Consider the following 19,923-nt stretch of genomic DNA (forward strand, 5'->3'; position numbering starts at 1 on the left):
AAAAGCGCAAGCGCTAGCCCTTTTTAAACAAGCTTGTTACACTCTTGTTGCTAAATTACGCGGTTACATTTTAGCTTATGCTTTTACGCGGCTAAAATACGTGTACTTTGCAACCTATAAAAATCAGTTAGTCAGGTGTGACTATTCTGCCTTTTGGCATATTAAGAGTACCGACACCTAACAAACTGCTTGTTAACGCAACCATGCGCTAATGAGTTTCTTTGCATTGTTGAATACGGCCACTGCGGCCTACTATCTAGGAATGATGATGACATCAAAAATTATCTACACTAAAACGGACGAAGCTCCGGCGCTAGCAACCTACTCGTTGCTACCAATTATCCAAGCCTATACTAATGCGGCAGGTGTTGAAGTTGAAACTCGCGATATCTCATTAGCAGGTCGTGTAATTGCAAACTTCGCTGATTACCTTACTGAAGAGCAACGCATCGGCGATGCGCTTGCAGAGCTTGGCGAACTTGCAAAAACACCAGAAGCAAACATCATCAAATTACCAAATATCAGTGCGTCTGTACCGCAATTACGCGCTGTAATTAAAGAGCTTCAAGAAAAAGGCTACGCACTACCAGAGTACCCTGCTGAGCCTAAAAATGATGAAGAAGCTAAAATTAAAGCAACTTACGACAAAATTAAAGGCAGTGCTGTAAACCCAGTATTGCGTGAAGGTAATTCAGATCGTCGTGCACCAGGTTCTGTTAAAGAATATGCACGCAATAACCCTCATTCAATGGGTGCGTGGAGCAAAGACTCACAATCATACGTTGCAAGCATGAGCGAAGGTGACTTCTTTGGTTCTGAGCAATCTGTCACTGTTGATGCAGCAACTGATGTACGTATTGAGCACGTAGCGACTAATGGTGATGTGACTGTACTTAAACAAAGCACACCGCTAATTGCTGGCGAAGTAATTGATGCATCGCGCATTAGCGCAGCTAAACTACAAGCGTTTTTAGCAGCAGAAATTGATGCAGCTAAAGAAAAAGGCGTATTATTTTCGCTTCACATGAAAGCGACAATGATGAAAGTATCTGACCCTATTATTTTTGGTCATGCGGTAAAAGTTTTCTACAAAGACGTATTTGCTAAACACGGCGAGCTTTTTGAAGAGCTAGGTGTTGATGTAAATAACGGTTTAGGCGACGTTTATTCTAAAATTCAAACATTAGATGATGCTAAGCGCGAAGAAATTGAAGCAGACATTCAAGCGGTTTACGCTGAGCGTCCTGCTATTGCAATGGTTGATTCTGACCGTGGTATTACTAACTTACACGTTCCAAGCGATGTGATCATTGATGCGTCTATGCCTGCTGCCATTCGTTCAAGCGGTCAAATGTGGAACAACGACGGTAAACTACAAGACACTAGCTTTGTGATCCCAGATCGTAGCTACTCAAGCGTTTACCAAGCTACAATTGATTTTTGTAAAGAAAACGGCGCGTTCGATCCTACCACTATGGGTAGCGTACCAAACGTAGGCCTAATGGCTCAAAAAGCAGAAGAATACGGTTCTCACGATAAAACGTTTGAAGCAAAAGCGGATGGTTCTATTCGTGTTGTTGATGCAAATGGCACAACATTACTTGAGCACACTGTTGAGCAAGGCGATATTTGGAGAATGTGTCAGGTTAAAGACGCACCAATCCAAGATTGGGTTAAGCTTGCTGTAAACCGCGCACGTGCGACGGGCGTACCTGCTATTTTCTGGTTAGATGAAAACCGTGCTCACGATGCAGAGCTTATTAAAAAGGTAAACAAATACTTACCAGATCACGATACTGATGGCCTAGACATTCAAATTTTAGCACCGCTTGAAGCAACTTTATTCTCATTAGCGCGTATTAAAGAAGGTAAAGACACTATCTCTGTAACGGGTAACGTATTACGTGACTACCTAACAGATTTATTCCCAATTTTAGAGCTGGGTACCAGTGCTAAAATGCTTTCTATTGTGCCACTAATGAACGGTGGTGGCTTATTTGAAACTGGCGCAGGTGGTTCAGCACCTAAGCATGTTCAACAGTTCGAAAAAGAAAACCACTTACGTTGGGATTCGTTAGGCGAGTTTTTAGCACTAGCGGCTTCGCTTGAGCACCTAAGCGTGAATACAGGCAACAAAAAAGCACAAGTACTTGCTGATACGCTAGATAAAGCAACAGGTACGTTCTTAGCTGAAAACAAGTCGCCTTCACGTAAAGTAAAAGAAATTGATAACCGTGGTTCTCACTTCTTCTTATCTTTATTCTGGGCACAAGAGCTGGCTAAGCAAGACGAAGACAGCGAGCTTAAAGCGCAATTTACACAAATTGCGAGCGATTTAGAAACGCAAAAAGATCAAATCGTAAGCGAGCTTAACGATGCGCAAGGTCCTTCAATGGATATTGGTGGTTACTTCCAACCAAACGATGATGCAGCGTTTAAAGCAATGCGCCCAAGTGCAACGTTTAACGAAATTTTATCTAAATTAGTATAATTTTAGATTAAATTAAAAAACCGCTTACGTTTAAAGTAAGCGGTTTTTTTGTGTCTTTATTTTATATAAAAAGGCCGCTACTTTAACTTTAAAGTAGCGGCCTTAATAATTAACCTGAATTTTGGATAATTAAAGCTATATTAATTATTTTGTATATGCACGCGGCATAGATGATTCAGTGGTATAGCGCTCACGCAGTTTATCTTGGCGCGACTGCGTAGATACTTCTTCACCGTTAATAATCATTTTACTAACGTGCGAGCTTAGCTCAAACGGGTCGTTGCTCCACATTACTACATCAGCGGCTTTACCAACTTCAATACTGCCGGCGTTAATATTAAACACGCTCGCCACATTAGATGTAACGGCCTCTAATGCACCTTGTTGGCTCATTCCATATGATACGGCATTGCCTGCATCAAATCGAAGTTGATAAATATTATGACTGGCATCGCCGCCCACTGTTAAAATAACTTTTACCCCAGCTTTTTCAAGCGCGGCTGCGTTATCTAAACTGGCATGTAAAGAGTCAAAGCTTGAAGGTAAGCTATCCATAGCACTCATAATTACTGGTACTTGCGCTTTAGCAATCTGCTCTTTAACAACAACGGCATCTTGTGCGCCATTGAGTACTAAATTAATACCAAATTGCTCTTTAACTTTAAGTAGCTCAATAATATCAGCCGCACGAGATACACCCACTACAAGTGGCATATCGCCGCTAAGTACTTTAACCATTACTTTATCTTCAGTACTTGGGGTGCTGTCGTCGTCTTTTTTAGGCTTTTTAGCTGCTTTTGTTTGGTGCTCTTCAAGCTTATTAATTAGCGTTTGCAATGTAAATGCGCGCGAGCCCTTACTGCGCTCACCTAAATAAACCACTAATGCAGCTTGTTTTTGTATGTCGCCTTGTAAATCACCGCTTAAATCAACAACGCTTGCTAAGCCCGAAAAAATACTATCGCCACCATGCGGGGTAATTACATCGCGGGTTACACCGCCTTTACGTGCATACGGGATAAGGCTTGAGTGAGCGTTATAAGCAAGGCTTACATCAAAATCAATGCCTGCTTTTTCTTCGCCTGCATCGCGTGAGCCTGCAACTGCACTTACTTCCACTAAGCCAAGTTGATTAATGCTAGCAATAAAACCTGGGGTTACAATTTGCCCATTTGCATCAATAACTTTATCTGCTTGTACTTGCTGTGGATTAATAGCGGTAATTTTACCGTTATCCATAACAATGCTGGCGTTTTCTAAAACGCCTTGCTCGGTTGCCGTATGCAGCGTGGCATTAATAATTGCAAGCGATTGTGCATTGGCTGCACCTGAGGCTAATAGTCCGGCAGCAACCAGAGATAGCGAAAACGAACGTGATAAATTTTTCATTCTGGGCTCCTTATTGTTGGCCTAACATAAAATCACTTTGTGCTTGAAATGCGCTATCGTTTCTATCGTAAACTTTTGCGCCATCAATAAATACTTGTTCAGCTTTTGCGTAAACGCTAAATGGGTTTTGGTTCCAAATAACCACATCGCCTTGCTTACCTGCTTCAAGCGAACCAGTTTTATCTTCAATACCTAATGATTTAGCCGCGTTTGAGGTGATCCACTTAATCGCGTGCTGCTCCGAAATATCAAAGCCATTTTCGTTTGCACGGTACATTACTTTACCCGCTTCTTGGTTTAAGCGCTGAATAGTGGTGTCTGAGTCAGAATGCACAATGGCGCACGAATTTTTTACCGCATCAACAATAGCTACGTTTTCTTGAACCATGTCGTAGGCTTCCATTTTAAAGCCCCACCAATCTGGCCAAAGTGCAGCACACGAGCCATTTTCAGCCAATAAATCTGCAATTTTATAAGCTTCTACACCGTGATGGAACGTACCTGCGTGATAGCCAAATTCTTTTGAAAGGTCGATCATCATCGCCATTTCTTCAGCTTTATAACAGTGATTATGAATTAACACTTCACCTTCAATTACCGCGCGAAGAGTATCGTGCTTAATATCGCGAACTGGTGCTTCTGGGTTTAAACCTGCTTCATAATCAGCGTCGTACTTATCCCATGCACGTTTGTACTCTTGTGTTTCTGCCCATGCCATACGGTAACCGGCCATGTTACCCATACGGGTTGAAGGCAAAGTACCTTGGCGACCATATACCCGTTTTGGGTTTTCACCACAGGCCATTTTTAAGCCATTAGGCGCATCAGGAAATTTCATTGCTTGCATGGTATGCGCAGGAATGTTTTTAAGTGTTACGCCACGGCCACCAAATAAGTTAGCTGAGCCTGGTAAAATTTGTAGTGAAGTAATACCGCCTTCGCGCGCGCGGTTAAAGCCAGGATCTTGAGGCCATACAGAATGCTCTACCCACACCTCAGCAGTATTTGGGCTGGTCATTTCGTTTCCATCTTGATGAGACTCAACCGATGGGCTTGGGTAAGCACCTAAGTGAGAGTGTACGTCAATAATACCTGGGGTAACCCATTTGCCCTGTGCATCAATGGTTGCATCTGCATTGGCCGATAAGTCTTTACCTACTTGTTGTACTTTACCATCAACAAGTAACACATCGGCGTCATCTAAGCGCTCGCCAGTGCCAGTTAGTACTGTTGCATTGGTAATTAATGTGCTTTTACTTGCAAGCGGTGTGTAGGTGCTTGGGTATGGGTTTTTATTAATGGTGATTTTTGCATCTTGTGGGCCGTTTTCTTGGCAACCAACAAGGGCAGCAGCTAAACCAACTGCTAACAATGAGGGAGCAAATTTTTGCATGTTGTTAGGTTCTCCTGTTTTTTTGCTACTTTAGCTAAAGCGGCGTAATAAAGCTAAAAAAACAGGTAAAAAAGCGATTAAATGAGTTAAACGGCTGTAATTATTTTTTTATATAATTGTTATACAGCTTTTCAAGTGCGCCTGCGGTTGTAAGCGATGGGTCTTTGTTTATAAAGTGTTTTACTGTGCGAGTTACAAAGTCTGAGTTTTGCTTATGTTGCTTAGCAAAATCCTTAATTAATGTATTGCCATCGCTTGCTGCTGTTACTTTATCATGGCGATGACGATACTGGCTAAGTGCTCTATTAAAGTCGCCGTTATAATCCTCTACCAATATTTTATAAAAGTCACTTTTTTGAACTTTAAGTACGTTAATACAGTAATTTAATGCCTCTTTAAAGTCGGTAAAAACGCTCCCTTCTACATCAAACTCTTTGGTTTTTTCGCGTACGGTCACGCGGGCTTCTTCGGTGGCATATGTAAAGCCTGTAAACGCTAAACGCTCAGATGCCTCTTTACCTAATTTCATACCCGCTTGAATGCTATGCGCAAATTCGTCACTCATTTCGCTTAATTCGTTTTCTTCCCACATGTTATAAACACGCAGCGCCTTAGCGTACTTATTAGAGAGCTTTTTTTTAAGTTTTGTAAAACGCTCATCTATCGTCATTAGCCTTTCATTATGCAATAAGGCATGGCACTCATAACACGCGGCAATAGAGACAAAGTCAGCCTCTTCGCCTAAATCAATAATGCTCTGTAGCATATGTAACGGCGGGCAATGATCGCGCTCTGTGGCTTCGCATCCACAATAAAAACATTGGTTAAAATGCTTGTGTTCGCAGGCATACGCTTGCTGGTAATAGCTGGCTAACGTTTTCCTCACTGGTTCTCCTAAAAATTAAGCGCGTAAATAATGGGGGCGATAATAGCAGGCTGAGAAAATATGTCAGTAGCTATAAAATAATTTTGCCTAAGTGTGTCAAAAAACACATTTATTAGGGCTTAAATTCAGTCACCTAGCTTAAGTGTGTATTTTTAAACATACCTGCTTACACCTTGTTGCGTTTGGTTAACAGCTTTTTAGTTTGAATCGCTCAATAATAAAGCTGAACCACAAACAATGAGGACTAATTATGAACACGTTAAAAGCTACTTTATGCACAACAATGGTACTAGGCGCAACTTTACTAATTGCAAAACCAGCATTAGCCACCCAATTTGTCGCGGCCGATTCATCGCCAGGTACACAGGCTTGTATGGCTGTTGCAGCTAATAAATCGTACGTAGTACGTAAAGCGTCACGGGATTTAAATATAAGCAAAGCGGTAATGAGCAAAAAGCTGCACTGTAATAACTTATCAATGGGCGACTTTGTTACTTTGTATAATCTTGATAAAAGCGCAAATTATTTAAATATTGATACCAGTACTCGCACATCAATTAAAGACTTAGCTAAATCGTACAACCCAGAAAAAGTAATCATCACAGGGCCAAAATAGTATGGCGTTAACACAAAATTAAGCCTGCTTTGTAAGCAGGCTTAGTTATTAAATAATGGCCGCAATTAAGCCAAATAAACCGCCAAACACACCGCCCCATACTACTAGCCAACCTAAATGCTCACATATCATAGTTTGCATAATGTCTTTAACCATTTTTGGGGTGAGTTCATTTAAACGCTCATCAACTAATTTAAGTACCGTAGCATGTAAGCTTTGTGCGCTATTCCCTTGCGATAACGTATCGTTTACTAGCACTTTAAAATCGTCTGTTTGGCTAATTTGCGCAAGTGATAGCTGCATTTTTTCAATAAACTTTTCTCGCATTGGCTCTACAGCCGCTGTGCCACCAAACATACCTAACATACTGCCAAACTGTGATTGCTCTATTACTTGAAGTAAGTTGTCGAATGCAGGATTTAAATCAACCTTAGTAATAATGCCCTCAAAGTCGATATTAGGTTGTGCTTTGCTAAGTAGGTTATTAATTTTTTGCTCAGAGAAAAACTCAGTCAAAATTAAATTACGAATAGCCACTTTAAAACTTTCAAATTTTAGAGCAATAACACCCGAGCCGTATAGTAAAGGTACTTTTTCAAATAACATATGAACAGCCAATAAGTTTGTGACAGCACCAGATAGCGCAAATAACCCCACCGATAACACAATAGCGTGGTTAAAAAAGTAGCCTATAACTACACACAAGACAGCAAGCAAATTGGTGATAAAACTTTTGTTCATTGTTACTCCATTAGCATTTTTTATATCGTTAATTTTACAACGATTAGTTTGTTAAATTAATACTTTTTTGCCATAGTTTAAGTATCTGTTTAAAAGGCGAGCAATTGATATGTGGAAAACAGTAAACGAGCACATTAGCCAAGCCATTCATTATGACTTTAAACATACTTACAAACGTCAGCTGCAAAGTACAAATACCGATAAACTCTATCAACTCACCGATGGAAAACACAATTACCTGGTTAAAATTGCCCTTAAAAGCGAACTAGATCGTCTAGAAAGCGAAGCGATAGGACTTAAGCAGCTCACCCAAAATAGTGTTTTTATGGTGCCCGACTGCATTGTAACAGGTGCTAATATTGAATTTTCGTTTATTGTACTTGAATGGTTAGTACTTGATAAACAGCCCCATACGCATTGGCACGATATGGGTAAACAACTGGCTATGCTGCACCAAAAGCACGACCAAGCAATGTTTGGCTTTGATGTAGATAATTACCTAGCCACCACCGTGCAACCAAACCAATGGCACAAAAAGTGGGACTTATTTTACGCAGAAGAGCGCATAGGCTGGCAACTGCAACTATTAGCCGAAAAAGGCATTCAGCTTGTAGAGCCTGAGCTATTAATTAATTTGGTAAAAGAGCAATTGCACAGCCATATTGTGGAGCCCTCTTTAGTACATGGCGACTTTTGGCGAGGAAATATGGGCTTTATTAAAAATGTACCGACCTTATTTAATCCCGCATGTTATTACGGAGACCGCGAGGTAGATATTGCAATGAGCGAGCTATTTGCCCCCTTACCTGTTGATTTTTATAACGCCTATAACGCGCAATACCCATTAAGCGAAAACTATAAAAAGCGCAAAGCAATATACCAACTTTACCCTATTTTAAATCACGCAAATATATTTGCAGGGCACTACCTTACTCAGGCTAAGCAGCATATTGATGAGCTGCTATCGCTTTAAATAATAACGCCTCATAAGGCGTAAAATAATTGTCATAATCGTTGCTTCAGCACTATATTTAAAAAGGATGTTATTTAGGCTCAATACCTTGTTGTTTAGTTCAGTTTTGAGCCATCAAGTTGTTGCTAGTATAACTGCACAACTTAATTAATGCGTATCAACAAGTTAATTCTTACCTTGGTACTATTGGAGTGATTATGAAAGATTTTTTATCACAACGTATCACGTGCCCACACTGTGGCAACCACATACACCTAGACATTGACGCAAGTATGGGGGATCAAGACTACGTAGAAGAATGCAGTGCCTGTTGTAACCCTATTCATTTAAACATGCACATAGACCATGCTCATAAAAAATTAGAGTTACACATAGACAGCGACGATGAACAAATTTTTTAGCCTTGGTGGCGTAAGTAATTTTCTACCGTGTTAATAATGGTATAAGTTTGCTGATCGACTTCTATATTTAGTTCATCACCCACTTGAGCGTTACCTAAATTTGTAATGGCCAGCGTTTCGGGGATCAGGTGTAACCAAAAACCCTGCTCGTCAATTTCGCCCACGGTTAAACTTGCGCCATTTATCGCTACAAAGCCTTTGTACAAAACATACTTTTGCCATTTTGTAGGTAAGCTTAACTGAATTTTACAGTTATTTTGTTGCTTAACTATTTGCCCGATTTGGGCAGTGCAGTGAATATGCCCCGATACAATATGCCCACCTAATTCAGTACCAAAGGTTACTGAACGCTCATAATTAACTAAACTACCTAGTGCAAGCTTGCCTAAATTAGTTAGTAATAGTGTTTCATCAATTACATCAAAATGTACTTGCGCCACTACATCGTGGTTACTTAATTCAACTTTAACCACCGTTAAACAACAGCCATTAATTGCAATGCTCGCGCCTAAATCTAAATGTTTAACGTATTCATCACCTACCGATACAACCAAACGTAAAACCCCTTCAGTATGCGTAGTAGATACAACAGTAGCTTGAGTTTGAACGATTCCTGTAAACATAAAATCACTTAAAATTATTACAAAGTGCTAGTTTAACGTATCAACTCGTAAAATCATTCACTACAGTGATTTTTATTTGAAACACAATCGATTACAATTGCGCCCTGTTTTATCAAATAGCTGTTTTTATGACCTTTAGTAGCTGGGAAGCCAAACGTTTAATCACCCTTGCCGTACCTGTATTTTTAGCACAAGTAACACTCGTTTTAATGTCGGTGGTCGACACCATTATGGCAGGCCAAGTAAGCCCAACAGATTTGGCTGCGCTGTCGATTGCAACCGGTATATGGAACCCGTTATTACTGGCGCTGCAAGGTATTTTGCTCGCGTTAACCGGTATTATTGCCCAATTTGCGGGCGCTAACGATAAAAAAGGTATTAGCCATTATTTTCAGCAAGCTCTGTATTTAACCGCTATTTTAAGCGCAATTGGTTTTGGTATAGCTAACCTAGCCGATATAGTCATTTTAAAGCTCGATACAACCCCCGCTATCGCAAGCCTTGCGTATGACTATATCCATTTTGTGAAATGGGGAGCCTTTGGCTTTTTAATTTTTACCGTTTATCGCAATATGACCGAAGGCATGGGAATGACAAAACCCGCTTTTTATATCAGCTTGCTGGGCCTTGGCGTTAATATTCCGGCTAACTATATTTTTATAAATGGTTTATTTGGCTTACCAGCCTACGGCGGCGCTGGTTGTGGCATTGCTACGGCATTGGTACTAACTGTAATGGCTGTTGCACAAGTGACATATTGCCAGTTTAGTAAAAAAATTGATGCAAAAGCCCTGCTGGCAAATTTTGAAAAGCCCAATATTAAAACCATTGGGATTATTACAAAATTAGGTATACCCATTTCATTGGCCACTTTTTTTGAAATTACGCTATTTGCATGTATACCTTTATTTATTGCACACTTAGGTGCTGTTGCTGTGTCGGGTCATCAAATTGCGGGAAGCGTGACCGCGTTATTATTTATGATGCCACTGAGCTTATCTATCGCCATTAGTATTCGTATTGGTAATTTATTTGGTCAAAACCATTTAAGCCAATTAAAAACTGCTATATCAACCAGCTACATATTAGCCATTGCTATTGCGTTATTTTTAGCTTTTATAACCTTTATTGGCCGCGATTTAATAAGCCAACTTTACACCGACAGCCCAGCCGTTATTGCATTAGCGACCTCAATTATGATTTTGGCATGTATTTATCAAATACCTGATGCACTTCAAGTCGCTGCGAACGGCATTTTAAGAGGTTTAAAACACACGCAGCCTATATCGTATATAACGTTTATATCTTACTGGTTAATCGGTTTTGCTTTAGGCTACGTATTGGGAAGAACAGATTTAATTGTGCCCGCCATGGGGCCGCACGGTTTTTGGATAGGTATTATTTTTGGTTTAACCGTTGCTGCTGTATGGCTTATGTTCACCGTTAATAAGCGATTAAAGCAGGCGCCATTTGTATAAAAAAGCACTAACATTAATACCAAGCAAAACATGGTTAAGTTGTTTATTAGCTGTGTGTTGCGCCGTGCTTGCTGGGTGTTCAAAAGCGCCCAGCAACACTTATCACACATACATAGCACGCTTAAGTAATACACTTGAAGCCCAAGCCCCCGGTTTAAGTAAACCTAAAGCAATTAGCCCGCTTTTACCCCCTAACACGCTTTTAAACACCACCACTATTAGCTTGATTGAACTTGCCAGCTTAAGCCATTGTAAGCTCAGCTTACTTATTAGTGAGCACAACAATCAGCTAGGTAAAACGGCCGGACATGCCGGTGTTTTAAAGTATCAAATAGAGTTTGTGCAAAATGCACAGCAGTGCTTAAGCACGCTTGAGCCTAACTCAGCAGTTTATAAAACCCTATTAAAAGCAAAAACACATAAAGAGCAAACACTAAACCACTACTTTAATTTAATGTTGTATAACGAATTTGAGCTAAAAAACACGTGGCAAGCTAGCAGCTCAGAGCTTTCTGCTTCCCCTGCAGGGTTTAGCGACACGGTAGCGGCCATGCAGCAGCTTGCACTCATAAAACAACACATACTCAATAAACACTACTTAAAAATTAACTCCGCAGACATTTTTAACGCGTTAGAGCAGCTGAATAAGTACCGTTTTAACCAATTACTCATTTATTCTGCACGGCTGCAAATAGCGTTTAATAATTCAGCCACGCGATTTATCGAATCGCAATCCATCGATGAAATATGCCCAGCAGGAAAAAATAAAAAAATAGCCACTATCGTCAGTAACGTGTTTCAAAAGTATTTCCTTAAAGAAATACAGCCTTATCAGGCTAATTTAGCAGGCTACCTTGAAACACTTTTACCTTTGTATAACCAACTGTGGTTTGGCCAAGCCATAACAAATAAGCAAATAAATACTTTGATAGCGCTGGATTCACAAAACAATCTACTAAACCAGCTTAAAGGCTCAGCCAAAAAACACGTTACCTGGTGGCAAAACTTTTATAAAACGTGTGAAATCAGCCCAATATGAATAAAAAAACGGCAAATAAACGTAAAAGCAACAAACTTGCTTGATTCACCACTCACCACGCTATATATTAGCGGCCGCTGATAATTAAATTTATCGCATCTTAATTAGGTAATACGACCGTAGCTCAGTTGGTTAGAGCGCTACCTTGACATGGTAGAGGTCGGTGGTTCGAATCCACTCGGTCGTACCAAATTTATTCTTCCCTTTGAATAAATATAATTAAGATACTATTTGTACGACTGTAGCTCAGTTGGTTAGAGCGCTACCTTGACATGGTAGAGGTCGGTGGTTCGAATCCACTCAGTCGTACCAAAACTATCCTACCCCTCCGAATAAATATAATTAAGATACTACTTGTACGACTGTAGCTCAGTTGGTTAGTGCGCTACCTACTCTCTATGCCCACGCCGAAATCGGTGGTTCGAATCCACTCAGTCGTACCAAAACTATTCCTCCCTCTGAATAAATATAATTAAGATACTACTTGTACGACTGTAGCTCAGTTGGTTAGCGCGCTACCTGCTCTCTATGCCCACGCCGAAATCAGTTGTTCGAATCCACTCAGTCGTACCAAATTTATTCATTCCACTGAATCAATTTTATTAATCTATTCCTATTAATAGTTAAACCATAACGCAATTGGTTAGCGCGCTACCTACTCTCTATGCCCACGCCGAAATCGGTGGTTCGAATCCACTCAGTCGTACCAAAATTATTCCTCCCTCTGAATAAATATAATTAAGATACTATTTGTACGACTGTAACTCAGTTGGTTAGCGCGCTACCTACTCTCTATGCCCACGCCGAAATCGGTGGTTCGAATCCACCCAGTCGTACCAAATTTATTCTGACTTCTTTGAATAAATTATATTTAAGAATCCCTATATGTACGAATGTAGCTCAGTTGGTTAGCGCACTACCCACCTTAAATCCTAACAAATACTGCAAACACCCGCAGTGTTTATAAATTCGTTTAAACAAAAACGCCCTCGTATTACTTATTTATTAATGCAGTTTGTTATTTAAAGCCAAATTAAGCCATTACTTAAAGGCGATAATTTTGTTTGATTTATATACTATTTATTTACAATTTGATTATAATCGCTTAGTGGGTTTTTAAAGTGAGTTTAGGTATGGTGCGGGTTGGTATATTAACAGTATTCTTTTTCTGTGCTTTGTTTAGCCCGCTAGCATATGCTTATACACTTAATAACAACATTACCCTAGAGGATGATAACCTGTGGCGCCCTGTCATAGCATTCAATACGTCTCCTTCTGCACAGCAAATAATTACATCTTATAAAAACGCTAGTGAAACGAGTAACCTGCTCGGTAAAAGTGGCGCTGTAATAACAAAAATTGCGCTAAATAACCCCACCACTGGAGATTGGTATGTGTTGCCCCAAGCCAATTTTATCGACGTTGGTTTAGCCTATTGGCAAACCGAACAGGGAGATATAGTTAAGCTTGCTGATTTTTCGCAGTCTCACGTTAATCAACCGGCTATTTTAATGCATGGACAAGCATTTAAATTGCCCTTTTATGCGCCAAGCAGTGGCTATTTATGGATATATTTAGAAGCCAAACACTATCCAACGCCAGTTGATTTAAGTATTTTAAGCGAAGGTGCATTTTTGCATCAACAGTTTTATATAAACTCATTAAGCCTTATTACTATTTCTGTCATGCTCACTTTAGCAATGATGGCCTTTGTAATGTTTTTAAGAGTAAAGCAAAAAGTGGCCTTGTTTTGTGCTGGGTATGTCGGTTTGCACGGTCTTGGCTGGGCGTTTGCTTCGGGCGCTGTAAATACAATTTATGCCAGCCCCTCTTTTAATAAACATTACTTAGGGATTTATTTATTTGCCTTTGCTGTGAGTTGCGCAGCAGCATTTACCTACTACCTGTTTAACTTCGATAAAGAAAAAGCCAATAAGCTTGGGAGTGCTTTAAAATACTTTACCGTTAGTGCATTTGTATGCGGTATCTGCAGCCTATTTATGCCCTTTTATTTAGTGTTTTATATCGCGCACTTTTTAGCAGCCGTATGGGTTATGCTTAGCTTAACCACTGGGTTTGCCATGCTTAGCCTGAACGATTTTAGAGCCAAGTATTTTTTATTTGGAAATATGCTCTATAGCCTGTCATTATTAGTATACGTTGCATTTCATTTTGATTTAATAAATGCGACCTCATCAGAAATACTTGTGCTGTTAGCCTTAGCAATAGATTGTGTGTGTATTGTGCTGTCTTTGTCTGAGTGGCTAAAGTTAAAACAGCATGAATTTAGTACCTTGTTACATGAATCTCGCTTTGATCCTCTAACCCAAGTAGGCAACCGACTACTATTAAATGATGAGCTGATTAAACTTGCACACAGTGCTTACATCATTGTGTTTATAGATTGTGATGGAATAAAAAAAATAAACGATGCGCTTGGGCACGCTAAAGGTGATGCGTTTTTAATTAATGCAGCAAAATTAATGACACAGTATCTAGCGCAAGACGGCACCGTATTTAGAACCGGGGGCGATGAATTTATTTGGTTATGTAAAGTCAAAAACAAATCACACCTTCCCCAACTAAAAACCACACTTACCCAAAAGCTCACCGCATTACATCGCACTATTCAACAACAATGGCCGCAATCAGGTATTAGTTATGGCATAGCATCTAGCGATGAGTGCCAAAGCCATACCGAGTGTTTAACCTTAGCGGATCAGCGCATGTATAACTTAAAATCAGCCCATAAACTTAAAGCAAGTTAAGCTAATAACCTTCTCAACCACCTTTTTCGCCACTTACCGCCTTTTATTTTACTCGAAGCCTCTGCTAGGTACGCTCATGTATTCGCCAATAACTTCATGCACGTGTGTCGCCCTTTGTTCGCGAGTATGAAATTTATTAAACAGTGTAATAGTACAAAACAAACAAGAACAAAGTTATAATGGCGCTAATTTGTCAGGCGAATAAAGCTATAAATAACACGATTAAATTACACCAATAGGAGTTGTACATGGAACATATTATTTCGGGCGTGGCTAAGTTTCAAAAAGAAGTTTACCCATCAAAAAAAGCAGCGTTTCAAAAACTAGCCAATGGTCAAAACCCAGAAGTGTTATTTATCACCTGTGCCGACTCGCGTATTGATCCAAACTTAGTGACTCAAACTGAACCCGGTGAATTATTTATTTGTCGTAACGCGGGCAATATTATCCCGCCACATAGTAATCAAACCGGCGGTATGACAGCCTCAATTGAATTTGCGGTGGCTGCACTGGGCGTATCACACATTATCATTTGTGGGCACTCGGATTGTGGCGCAATGAAAGGCGCTATAAATACTGAAGGTTTATCAAGCTTACCGCACATTAAAGAGTGGCTTGGCCACAGCCGCGTAGCAACTGAAGTTGTAAAAGAAAAATGCGGTTGCGCAGAGCTAAACAATAACGACCACCTAGGCTTAGTAATTGAAGAAAACGTAGTACAACAACTACAGCATATAAAAACACACCCTGCTGTGGCTGCAAAAATTGCAACCGGTCAAGTTAAGCTACACGGCTGGGTATATGATATAGAATCTGCAGAAATTAAAACCTACGATGAAGCAACGGGGAGCTTTAAACCTGTTGAAGATACCGATGTAGAAACCCTAGCAAAACAAAGCAAGTAAAACCGCTTTACAGTATTAATGCACTTAGTGTTATTTTCATCTCAAATTAACACTAAGTGCATTTTTTATTTATAGCCTAAACGCTTATCCCTAGTTTTTAGTTAACGGCACAAATGCACTTTTATTGGCTAAGCATCACATTGTAGCCTCATTTTGTGCACTCCCATAGTGCTGGCACCGCACCAAAACAACTCAAATATGCGTAAGTAAAACCATTTAAAAGTAATGTAGCTATTAAAAAACAAACACTTATAAAAATGGCCGTGTTTTTGCTTATATGATAACCATACCGTTCGTTATTGAAACGACACACATTTAGGTTGTTATGACCACAGGCAAAGAAGCCCGCTCGCAGTTGCATTAATTTGTAACTGTGGCGGGCTTTTTTGTTTTTAAATTAAACCGTCATTGAGGGGATACCAATGCAAACACCAACAAAAATACTCATTATTGGTAATGGGATGGTTGGGCACCATTTTGTAGAGCAAATGCGCCAAAGCGACGCTAACGCGCACATTACCGTACTGTGTGGAGAAGCAAATTTAGCTTATGACCGTGTTTACTTATCCAGCGTGTTTGATGGTAAAACAGCCGCCGATTTAGCCCTAACCACCTTTGATAATTATCAGCAGTTAAATATAAATGTGCATACTAACCAGTGGGTTAATGAAATAGATAAAACAAACAAGGTAGTTAGCACTCAAACCGGTGATAAATTTAATTACGATAAACTTATTTTAGCAACAGGGTCGTACCCGTTTGTGCCGCCAATTAAAGGGAATGACCAACCCCATTGCTTGGTTTACCGTACCCTAGAAGATTTAGAGCAAATAAAAGCAAGCGCTGCACAAAGTAAAAGTGGCGTAGTGATAGGTGGCGGCTTATTAGGGCTTGAAGCAGCCAATGCAATTAAGCAACTTGGGCTTGATACTCATGTAGTTGAGTTTGCACCCCAACTTATGGCGGTACAACTTGATGAACAAGGTGGTACGCTGTTAAAAAACAAAATTGAAAAACTGGGCGTGAGCGTGCATACCGCTAAAGCCACCAGCGAAATAGTAAAAGGCGAAACGAGCCGTTACAGATTAAATTTTTCAGATGACACGTTTTTAGAAACCGACTTAATTTTGTTCTCGGCCGGTATTCGCCCATACGATGAGCTTGGCAAAGTAGCCGAACTTGAATTAGGGCAACGTGGCGGCATTGTAATAAATAACCAATGCCAAACATCAAACCCTGATATATATGCTATTGGCGAATGTGCCTTGTGGGACAAAAAGCTATTTGGCTTAGTCGCCCCGGGATATAACATGGCTCGCGTGGTTGCAAGCCAACTTACAGGCGGCGAACTTGAGTTTTTAGGCGCCGATATGAGCACAAAATTAAAACTACTCGGGGTAGAGGTAGGCTCAATTGGCGATGCCCACGCTAAAACCCCCGATTGCAAAGAGCTAATTTATCAAGATCCTATTCGTGATTGTTATAAAAAAATTATTTTAAATGAGGCAGGCAACAAGTTATTAGGCGCAGTGCTTGTTGGCGATACTAGCGATTACGACACACTGTTGCAGTACATGTTAAACGACATGGAATTACCCGCACACCCTGAGTGCCTCATTTTACCTGATAGCGAAGGAGCACCTGTTTTAGCGGGAAATGCCCTGCCCGATACCGCCACTATTTGTTCGTGCCACAATGTAAGCAAGGGCGACATTGTGGGTGCAATTGATGGCGGCTCATGCGATTTATCTGCAGTTAAAGCTTGTACCAAAGCCGCCAGCGGCTGTGGTGGTTGTGCCGCATTATTAAAATCGGTAGTCGACAGTGAACTTCAAAGCCGTGGGGTTGAAGTTAACAACCATGTGTGTGAACACTTTGCTTTTTCGCGCCAAGAGTTACTGCATTTAGTAAAAGTAGAAAGCATTAAAACTTTTGATGATTTGCTCGCTAAACATGGCAGCGGTCATCACGGCTGTGAAATATGCAAACCTGCAGTGGCCTCTATTTTAGCTTCAACGTGGAATGAGTTTATTTTAGAACCCGCTCATGTTGGCCTGCAAGATACCAACGACACTTACCTTGCAAATATGCAAAAAGATGGCTCTTACTCTGTCGTTCCCCGTATAGCGGGTGGCGAAATTACCCCCGACAAACTTATTGTTATTGGCCAAGTTGCTAAAGATTTTAACCTCTATTGTAAAGTCACAGGTGGGCAGCGTATCGACTTATTTGGCGCACGCCTTGAAGAGCTCCCTATTATTTGGGAAAGACTTATTGCAGCCGGTTTTGAAACCGGTCACGCTTATGGTAAATCGCTCAGAACCGTTAAATCGTGTGTTGGCAGTACGTGGTGTCGCTATGGCGTACAAGACAGTGTTGGGCACGCGATTGCGATTGAAAACCGCTACAAAGGTTTACGCGCCCCGCATAAATTTAAAATGGCCGTATCGGGCTGTACCCGCGAATGCGCTGAGGCACAAAGCAAAGATATAGGCGTAATAGCAACCGAAAATGGCTGGAACTTATACGTATGTGGAAATGGCGGTATGCGCCCGCGCCATGCTGATTTATTTGCTACCGATTTAGATACCGAAACACTCATTAAATACATTGACCGCGTGATCATGTTTTACATTAAAACCGCCGATAAACTGCAGCGCACCTCAGTGTGGATGGAAAATTTAGAAGGCGGGTTAGATTATTTAAAAAGCGTAGTAATAGACGACAGCCTAGGTATTTGCCATGAGCTTGAAACGCAAATGGCGCTTATAACTAAAACTTACGCCTGCGAATGGAAAAAAGCAGTCGAAAGTCCAGAGGCCTCAAAGCGGTTCCGCCAATTTATTAATAGCCCAGATGCCGATAGCAATATTTTATTTGTACAAGAGCGCAACCAAATTCGCCCTGCCACTGAGTCTGAAAAACGTAACCAGCAAAATTCGACAAACCGTATCCCCGTAATGGAAATTGAGCAGGAGCAAGCTGATGTATTGGCATAAAATTGGAACAACCGACGACCTAGTTGCTAATAGTGGCGTATGCGCATTAGTAAACAACCAGCAAGTGGCCATATTTTATGTTCCACAAAATAGCGAGCCTGTGTTAGCCATTAGCAACTACGACCCGATAGGCAAAGCCAATGTACTATCGCGCGGCATTATTGGCTCTATTGATGGAAAATTAGTAGTGGCCTCCCCTTTGTATAAGCAACATTTTTGTTTAAATACCGGCGAATGCCTAGAAGCAGAGGCAATACAGCTCCCCGTATTTGAAGCCAAAATAGACAATGGCAATGTCTTTGTTAGTGCTGAGCCTAAAGCCATTACAGCGTTAGCATAAGGAGTAATAAAATGAGTGTTCTTTCCTATTTTTCGGGTATTGACAGCCCATGGCTAAACAAGTTTGTTAATAAACTCACTCAAGATGCAAAGCACAAAGCTAAACACCAAAAAAACGGCCACGTGTATTTAATAGGGGCAGGCCCGGGCGATGCTGAGCTTATAACTGTGAAAGCGCAGCGCCTGATTGCAGCAGCCGACTTGGTATTATACGACAGCCTAGTTAGTGAAGCGCTTTTAAATACATTGCCTAAACATGCGCAGCGAGTGTATGTAGGTAAACGCGCAGGTAAACACTCTATGCCACAAGCTGCCATTAGTGCCTTATTAGTAAAATACGCACAACAAGGGTTTAAAGTTGTTCGTTTAAAAGGTGGCGATCCGAGTATTTTTGCGCGCATTAATGAAGAAGCCAACGCCCTATCAGAGCACAATATTAATTTTGCTATTGTCCCAGGCGTTACCACGGCGTGTGCAGCCTCGGCTTATACCGGCATACCGCTTACTGCTCGCGATGTGGCCCGAAGTGTTACATTTTTAACGGCGCAATTTGCCGATCCTAATAAACTCCCTAATTGGCACAACTACACCTATGTACAAGGCTCTAACAACCCCACGCTAGTCGTCTATATGGGATTAGGACGTTTAAACGCATTAAGTACTGGTTTGCAATCGGTTGGCTGGCCTAAAACAACCCCTATCGCATTGATAGAAAATGCCACCACCAACAAGCAAAAAATAATAACCAGCACGCTTGGGCAAATTACTAGCGAGAGTGCGGTGCACACATTAACGGGCCCTACGCTAATTATGGTTGGCGAGGTAATAAATCATCAAATGGCTATCAGCCCAGCGTTGCTGCAATGTAGCAACGTATAAATT

At 40.8% G+C, this 19,923-nt stretch carries 16 protein-coding genes and 3 tRNA genes; 14 read left to right on the top strand and 5 right to left on the bottom strand.

From position 1 onward, the window contains the following. Positions 1 to 268: 268 nt before the first annotated feature. Entirely contained in the window at positions 269 to 2,491 is a 2,223-nt protein-coding gene (locus tag PSH48_RS03465) for an NADP-dependent isocitrate dehydrogenase (RefSeq protein ID WP_273610908.1), read from the top strand. Positions 2,492 to 2,635: 144 nt separating this feature from the next. Here the strand turns inward: PSH48_RS03465 and PSH48_RS03470 are convergent, their stop codons facing one another. The 3 genes from PSH48_RS03470 to PSH48_RS03480 all read right to left on the bottom strand — a co-directional run bounded on the left by PSH48_RS03470 (position 2,636) and on the right by PSH48_RS03480 (position 6,159). Beyond that, positions 2,636 to 3,880, bottom strand: coding sequence for an amidohydrolase family protein (locus PSH48_RS03470; protein WP_096041612.1), 1,245 nt, complete (start codon positions 3,878 to 3,880; stop codon positions 2,636 to 2,638). A gap of 10 nt (positions 3,881 to 3,890) precedes the next feature. Further along, positions 3,891 to 5,273 (bottom strand): amidohydrolase, encoded by a 1,383-nt coding sequence (locus PSH48_RS03475; RefSeq protein WP_273609225.1) that lies wholly within the window; start codon positions 5,271 to 5,273, stop codon positions 3,891 to 3,893. 100 nt (positions 5,274 to 5,373) lie between these two features. Beyond that, positions 5,374 to 6,159 (bottom strand): hypothetical protein, encoded by a 786-nt coding sequence (locus PSH48_RS03480; RefSeq protein ID WP_273610909.1) that lies wholly within the window; start codon positions 6,157 to 6,159, stop codon positions 5,374 to 5,376. A 250-nt stretch (positions 6,160 to 6,409) separates the two neighbouring features. Between PSH48_RS03480 and PSH48_RS03485 the strand changes: the two genes are divergently transcribed. Beyond that, on the top strand, positions 6,410 to 6,775 hold the full coding sequence (locus PSH48_RS03485; RefSeq protein WP_054982616.1) for a DUF3718 domain-containing protein: 366 nt from the start codon (positions 6,410 to 6,412) through the stop codon (positions 6,773 to 6,775). Between the two features lie 48 nt (positions 6,776 to 6,823). Here PSH48_RS03485 and PSH48_RS03490 read toward each other — a convergent pair whose 3' ends face one another. After that, a complete protein-coding gene (locus PSH48_RS03490; RefSeq protein WP_273610910.1) occupies positions 6,824 to 7,516 on the bottom strand; it encodes a DUF445 domain-containing protein in 693 nt (230 codons plus the stop codon). A 109-nt stretch (positions 7,517 to 7,625) separates the two neighbouring features. Here PSH48_RS03490 and PSH48_RS03495 point away from each other — a divergent pair, with 109 nt between their 5' ends. Next, positions 7,626 to 8,489: a fructosamine kinase family protein gene (locus tag PSH48_RS03495; RefSeq protein WP_273610911.1), complete on the top strand. Its 864-nt coding sequence runs from the start codon at positions 7,626 to 7,628 to the stop codon at positions 8,487 to 8,489. A 197-nt stretch (positions 8,490 to 8,686) separates the two neighbouring features. Next, positions 8,687 to 8,890, top strand: a complete 204-nt coding sequence (locus tag PSH48_RS03500) for a CPXCG motif-containing cysteine-rich protein (protein ID WP_004586763.1) — start codon at positions 8,687 to 8,689, stop codon at positions 8,888 to 8,890. On the opposite strand, the gene PSH48_RS03505 is transcribed toward PSH48_RS03500, so the two are convergent. After that, entirely contained in the window at positions 8,887 to 9,513 is a 627-nt protein-coding gene (locus tag PSH48_RS03505; RefSeq protein ID WP_024033478.1) for a riboflavin synthase, read from the bottom strand. The two genes, PSH48_RS03500 and PSH48_RS03505, sit on opposite strands and share 4 nt — an antisense overlap. A gap of 128 nt (positions 9,514 to 9,641) precedes the next feature. Here PSH48_RS03505 and PSH48_RS03510 point away from each other — a divergent pair, with 128 nt between their 5' ends. From PSH48_RS03510 to cobA, 10 genes are all read left to right on the top strand, one after another. Beyond that, positions 9,642 to 10,991 carry an MATE family efflux transporter gene (locus tag PSH48_RS03510; RefSeq protein WP_024033477.1) on the top strand — a complete coding sequence of 450 codons (1,350 nt, stop codon included), beginning with the start codon at positions 9,642 to 9,644 and terminating at the stop codon, positions 10,989 to 10,991. Further along, positions 10,984 to 12,030: a DUF3080 family protein gene (locus tag PSH48_RS03515; protein WP_273610912.1), complete on the top strand. Its 1,047-nt coding sequence runs from the start codon at positions 10,984 to 10,986 to the stop codon at positions 12,028 to 12,030. The genes PSH48_RS03510 and PSH48_RS03515 overlap by 8 nt, the downstream gene beginning before the upstream one ends. Before the next feature lie 113 nt (positions 12,031 to 12,143). After that, a tRNA-Val gene (locus tag PSH48_RS03520) sits at positions 12,144 to 12,220 on the top strand. Positions 12,221 to 12,265: 45 nt separating this feature from the next. Continuing rightward, positions 12,266 to 12,342: transfer RNA gene (locus PSH48_RS03525), tRNA-Val, on the top strand. 46 nt (positions 12,343 to 12,388) lie between these two features. Next, positions 12,389 to 12,473 (top strand) — tRNA-OTHER (locus PSH48_RS03530). Between the two features lie 678 nt (positions 12,474 to 13,151). Next, the gene (locus PSH48_RS03535) at positions 13,152 to 14,798 is read left to right on the top strand and encodes a sensor domain-containing diguanylate cyclase (RefSeq protein WP_273610913.1); all 1,647 of its coding nucleotides are present in this window, start codon (positions 13,152 to 13,154) and stop codon (positions 14,796 to 14,798) included. A gap of 248 nt (positions 14,799 to 15,046) precedes the next feature. After that, positions 15,047 to 15,703: a carbonic anhydrase gene (locus PSH48_RS03540; protein ID WP_273610914.1), complete on the top strand. Its 657-nt coding sequence runs from the start codon at positions 15,047 to 15,049 to the stop codon at positions 15,701 to 15,703. 422 nt (positions 15,704 to 16,125) lie between these two features. After that, a complete protein-coding gene (gene nirB / locus PSH48_RS03545; protein ID WP_138576794.1) occupies positions 16,126 to 18,702 on the top strand; it encodes a nitrite reductase large subunit NirB in 2,577 nt (858 codons plus the stop codon). Continuing rightward, on the top strand, positions 18,689 to 19,042 hold the full coding sequence (gene nirD, locus PSH48_RS03550) for a nitrite reductase small subunit NirD (RefSeq protein WP_024033472.1): 354 nt from the start codon (positions 18,689 to 18,691) through the stop codon (positions 19,040 to 19,042). Before nirB ends, nirD begins: the two co-directional genes overlap by 14 nt. Positions 19,043 to 19,053: 11 nt before the next feature. Continuing rightward, positions 19,054 to 19,920: a uroporphyrinogen-III C-methyltransferase gene (gene cobA, locus PSH48_RS03555; RefSeq protein ID WP_273610915.1), complete on the top strand. Its 867-nt coding sequence runs from the start codon at positions 19,054 to 19,056 to the stop codon at positions 19,918 to 19,920. The last annotated feature ends 3 nt before the right edge of the window (positions 19,921 to 19,923 follow it).

The organism is Pseudoalteromonas sp. Angola-4 (assembly GCF_028599265.1).
GTDB classification, from domain to species: Bacteria; Pseudomonadota; Gammaproteobacteria; order Enterobacterales; family Alteromonadaceae; genus Pseudoalteromonas; species Pseudoalteromonas atlantica.

Excerpts from the sequence above, each read along its gene's own strand:
- PSH48_RS03495 (WP_273610911.1), top strand. The coding sequence starts at position 7,626 with ATGTGGAAAACAGTAAACGAGCACATTAGCCAAGCCATTCATTATGAC.
- cobA (WP_273610915.1), top strand. The coding sequence starts at position 19,054 with ATGAGTGTTCTTTCCTATTTTTCGGGTATTGACAGCCCATGGCTAAAC.
- nirD (WP_024033472.1), top strand. The coding sequence starts at position 18,689 with ATGTATTGGCATAAAATTGGAACAACCGACGACCTAGTTGCTAATAGT.
- PSH48_RS03540 (WP_273610914.1), top strand. The coding sequence starts at position 15,047 with ATGGAACATATTATTTCGGGCGTGGCTAAGTTTCAAAAAGAAGTTTAC.
- PSH48_RS03510 (WP_024033477.1), top strand. The coding sequence starts at position 9,642 with ATGACCTTTAGTAGCTGGGAAGCCAAACGTTTAATCACCCTTGCCGTA.
- PSH48_RS03505 (WP_024033478.1), bottom strand. The coding sequence starts at position 9,513 with ATGTTTACAGGAATCGTTCAAACTCAAGCTACTGTTGTATCTACTACG.
- PSH48_RS03475 (WP_273609225.1), bottom strand. The coding sequence starts at position 5,273 with ATGCAAAAATTTGCTCCCTCATTGTTAGCAGTTGGTTTAGCTGCTGCC.
- PSH48_RS03490 (WP_273610910.1), bottom strand. The coding sequence starts at position 7,516 with ATGAACAAAAGTTTTATCACCAATTTGCTTGCTGTCTTGTGTGTAGTT.
- nirB (WP_138576794.1), top strand. The coding sequence starts at position 16,126 with ATGCAAACACCAACAAAAATACTCATTATTGGTAATGGGATGGTTGGG.
- PSH48_RS03470 (WP_096041612.1), bottom strand. The coding sequence starts at position 3,880 with ATGAAAAATTTATCACGTTCGTTTTCGCTATCTCTGGTTGCTGCCGGA.
- PSH48_RS03500 (WP_004586763.1), top strand. The coding sequence starts at position 8,687 with ATGAAAGATTTTTTATCACAACGTATCACGTGCCCACACTGTGGCAAC.
- PSH48_RS03465 (WP_273610908.1), top strand. The coding sequence starts at position 269 with ATGACATCAAAAATTATCTACACTAAAACGGACGAAGCTCCGGCGCTA.
- PSH48_RS03485 (WP_054982616.1), top strand. The coding sequence starts at position 6,410 with ATGAACACGTTAAAAGCTACTTTATGCACAACAATGGTACTAGGCGCA.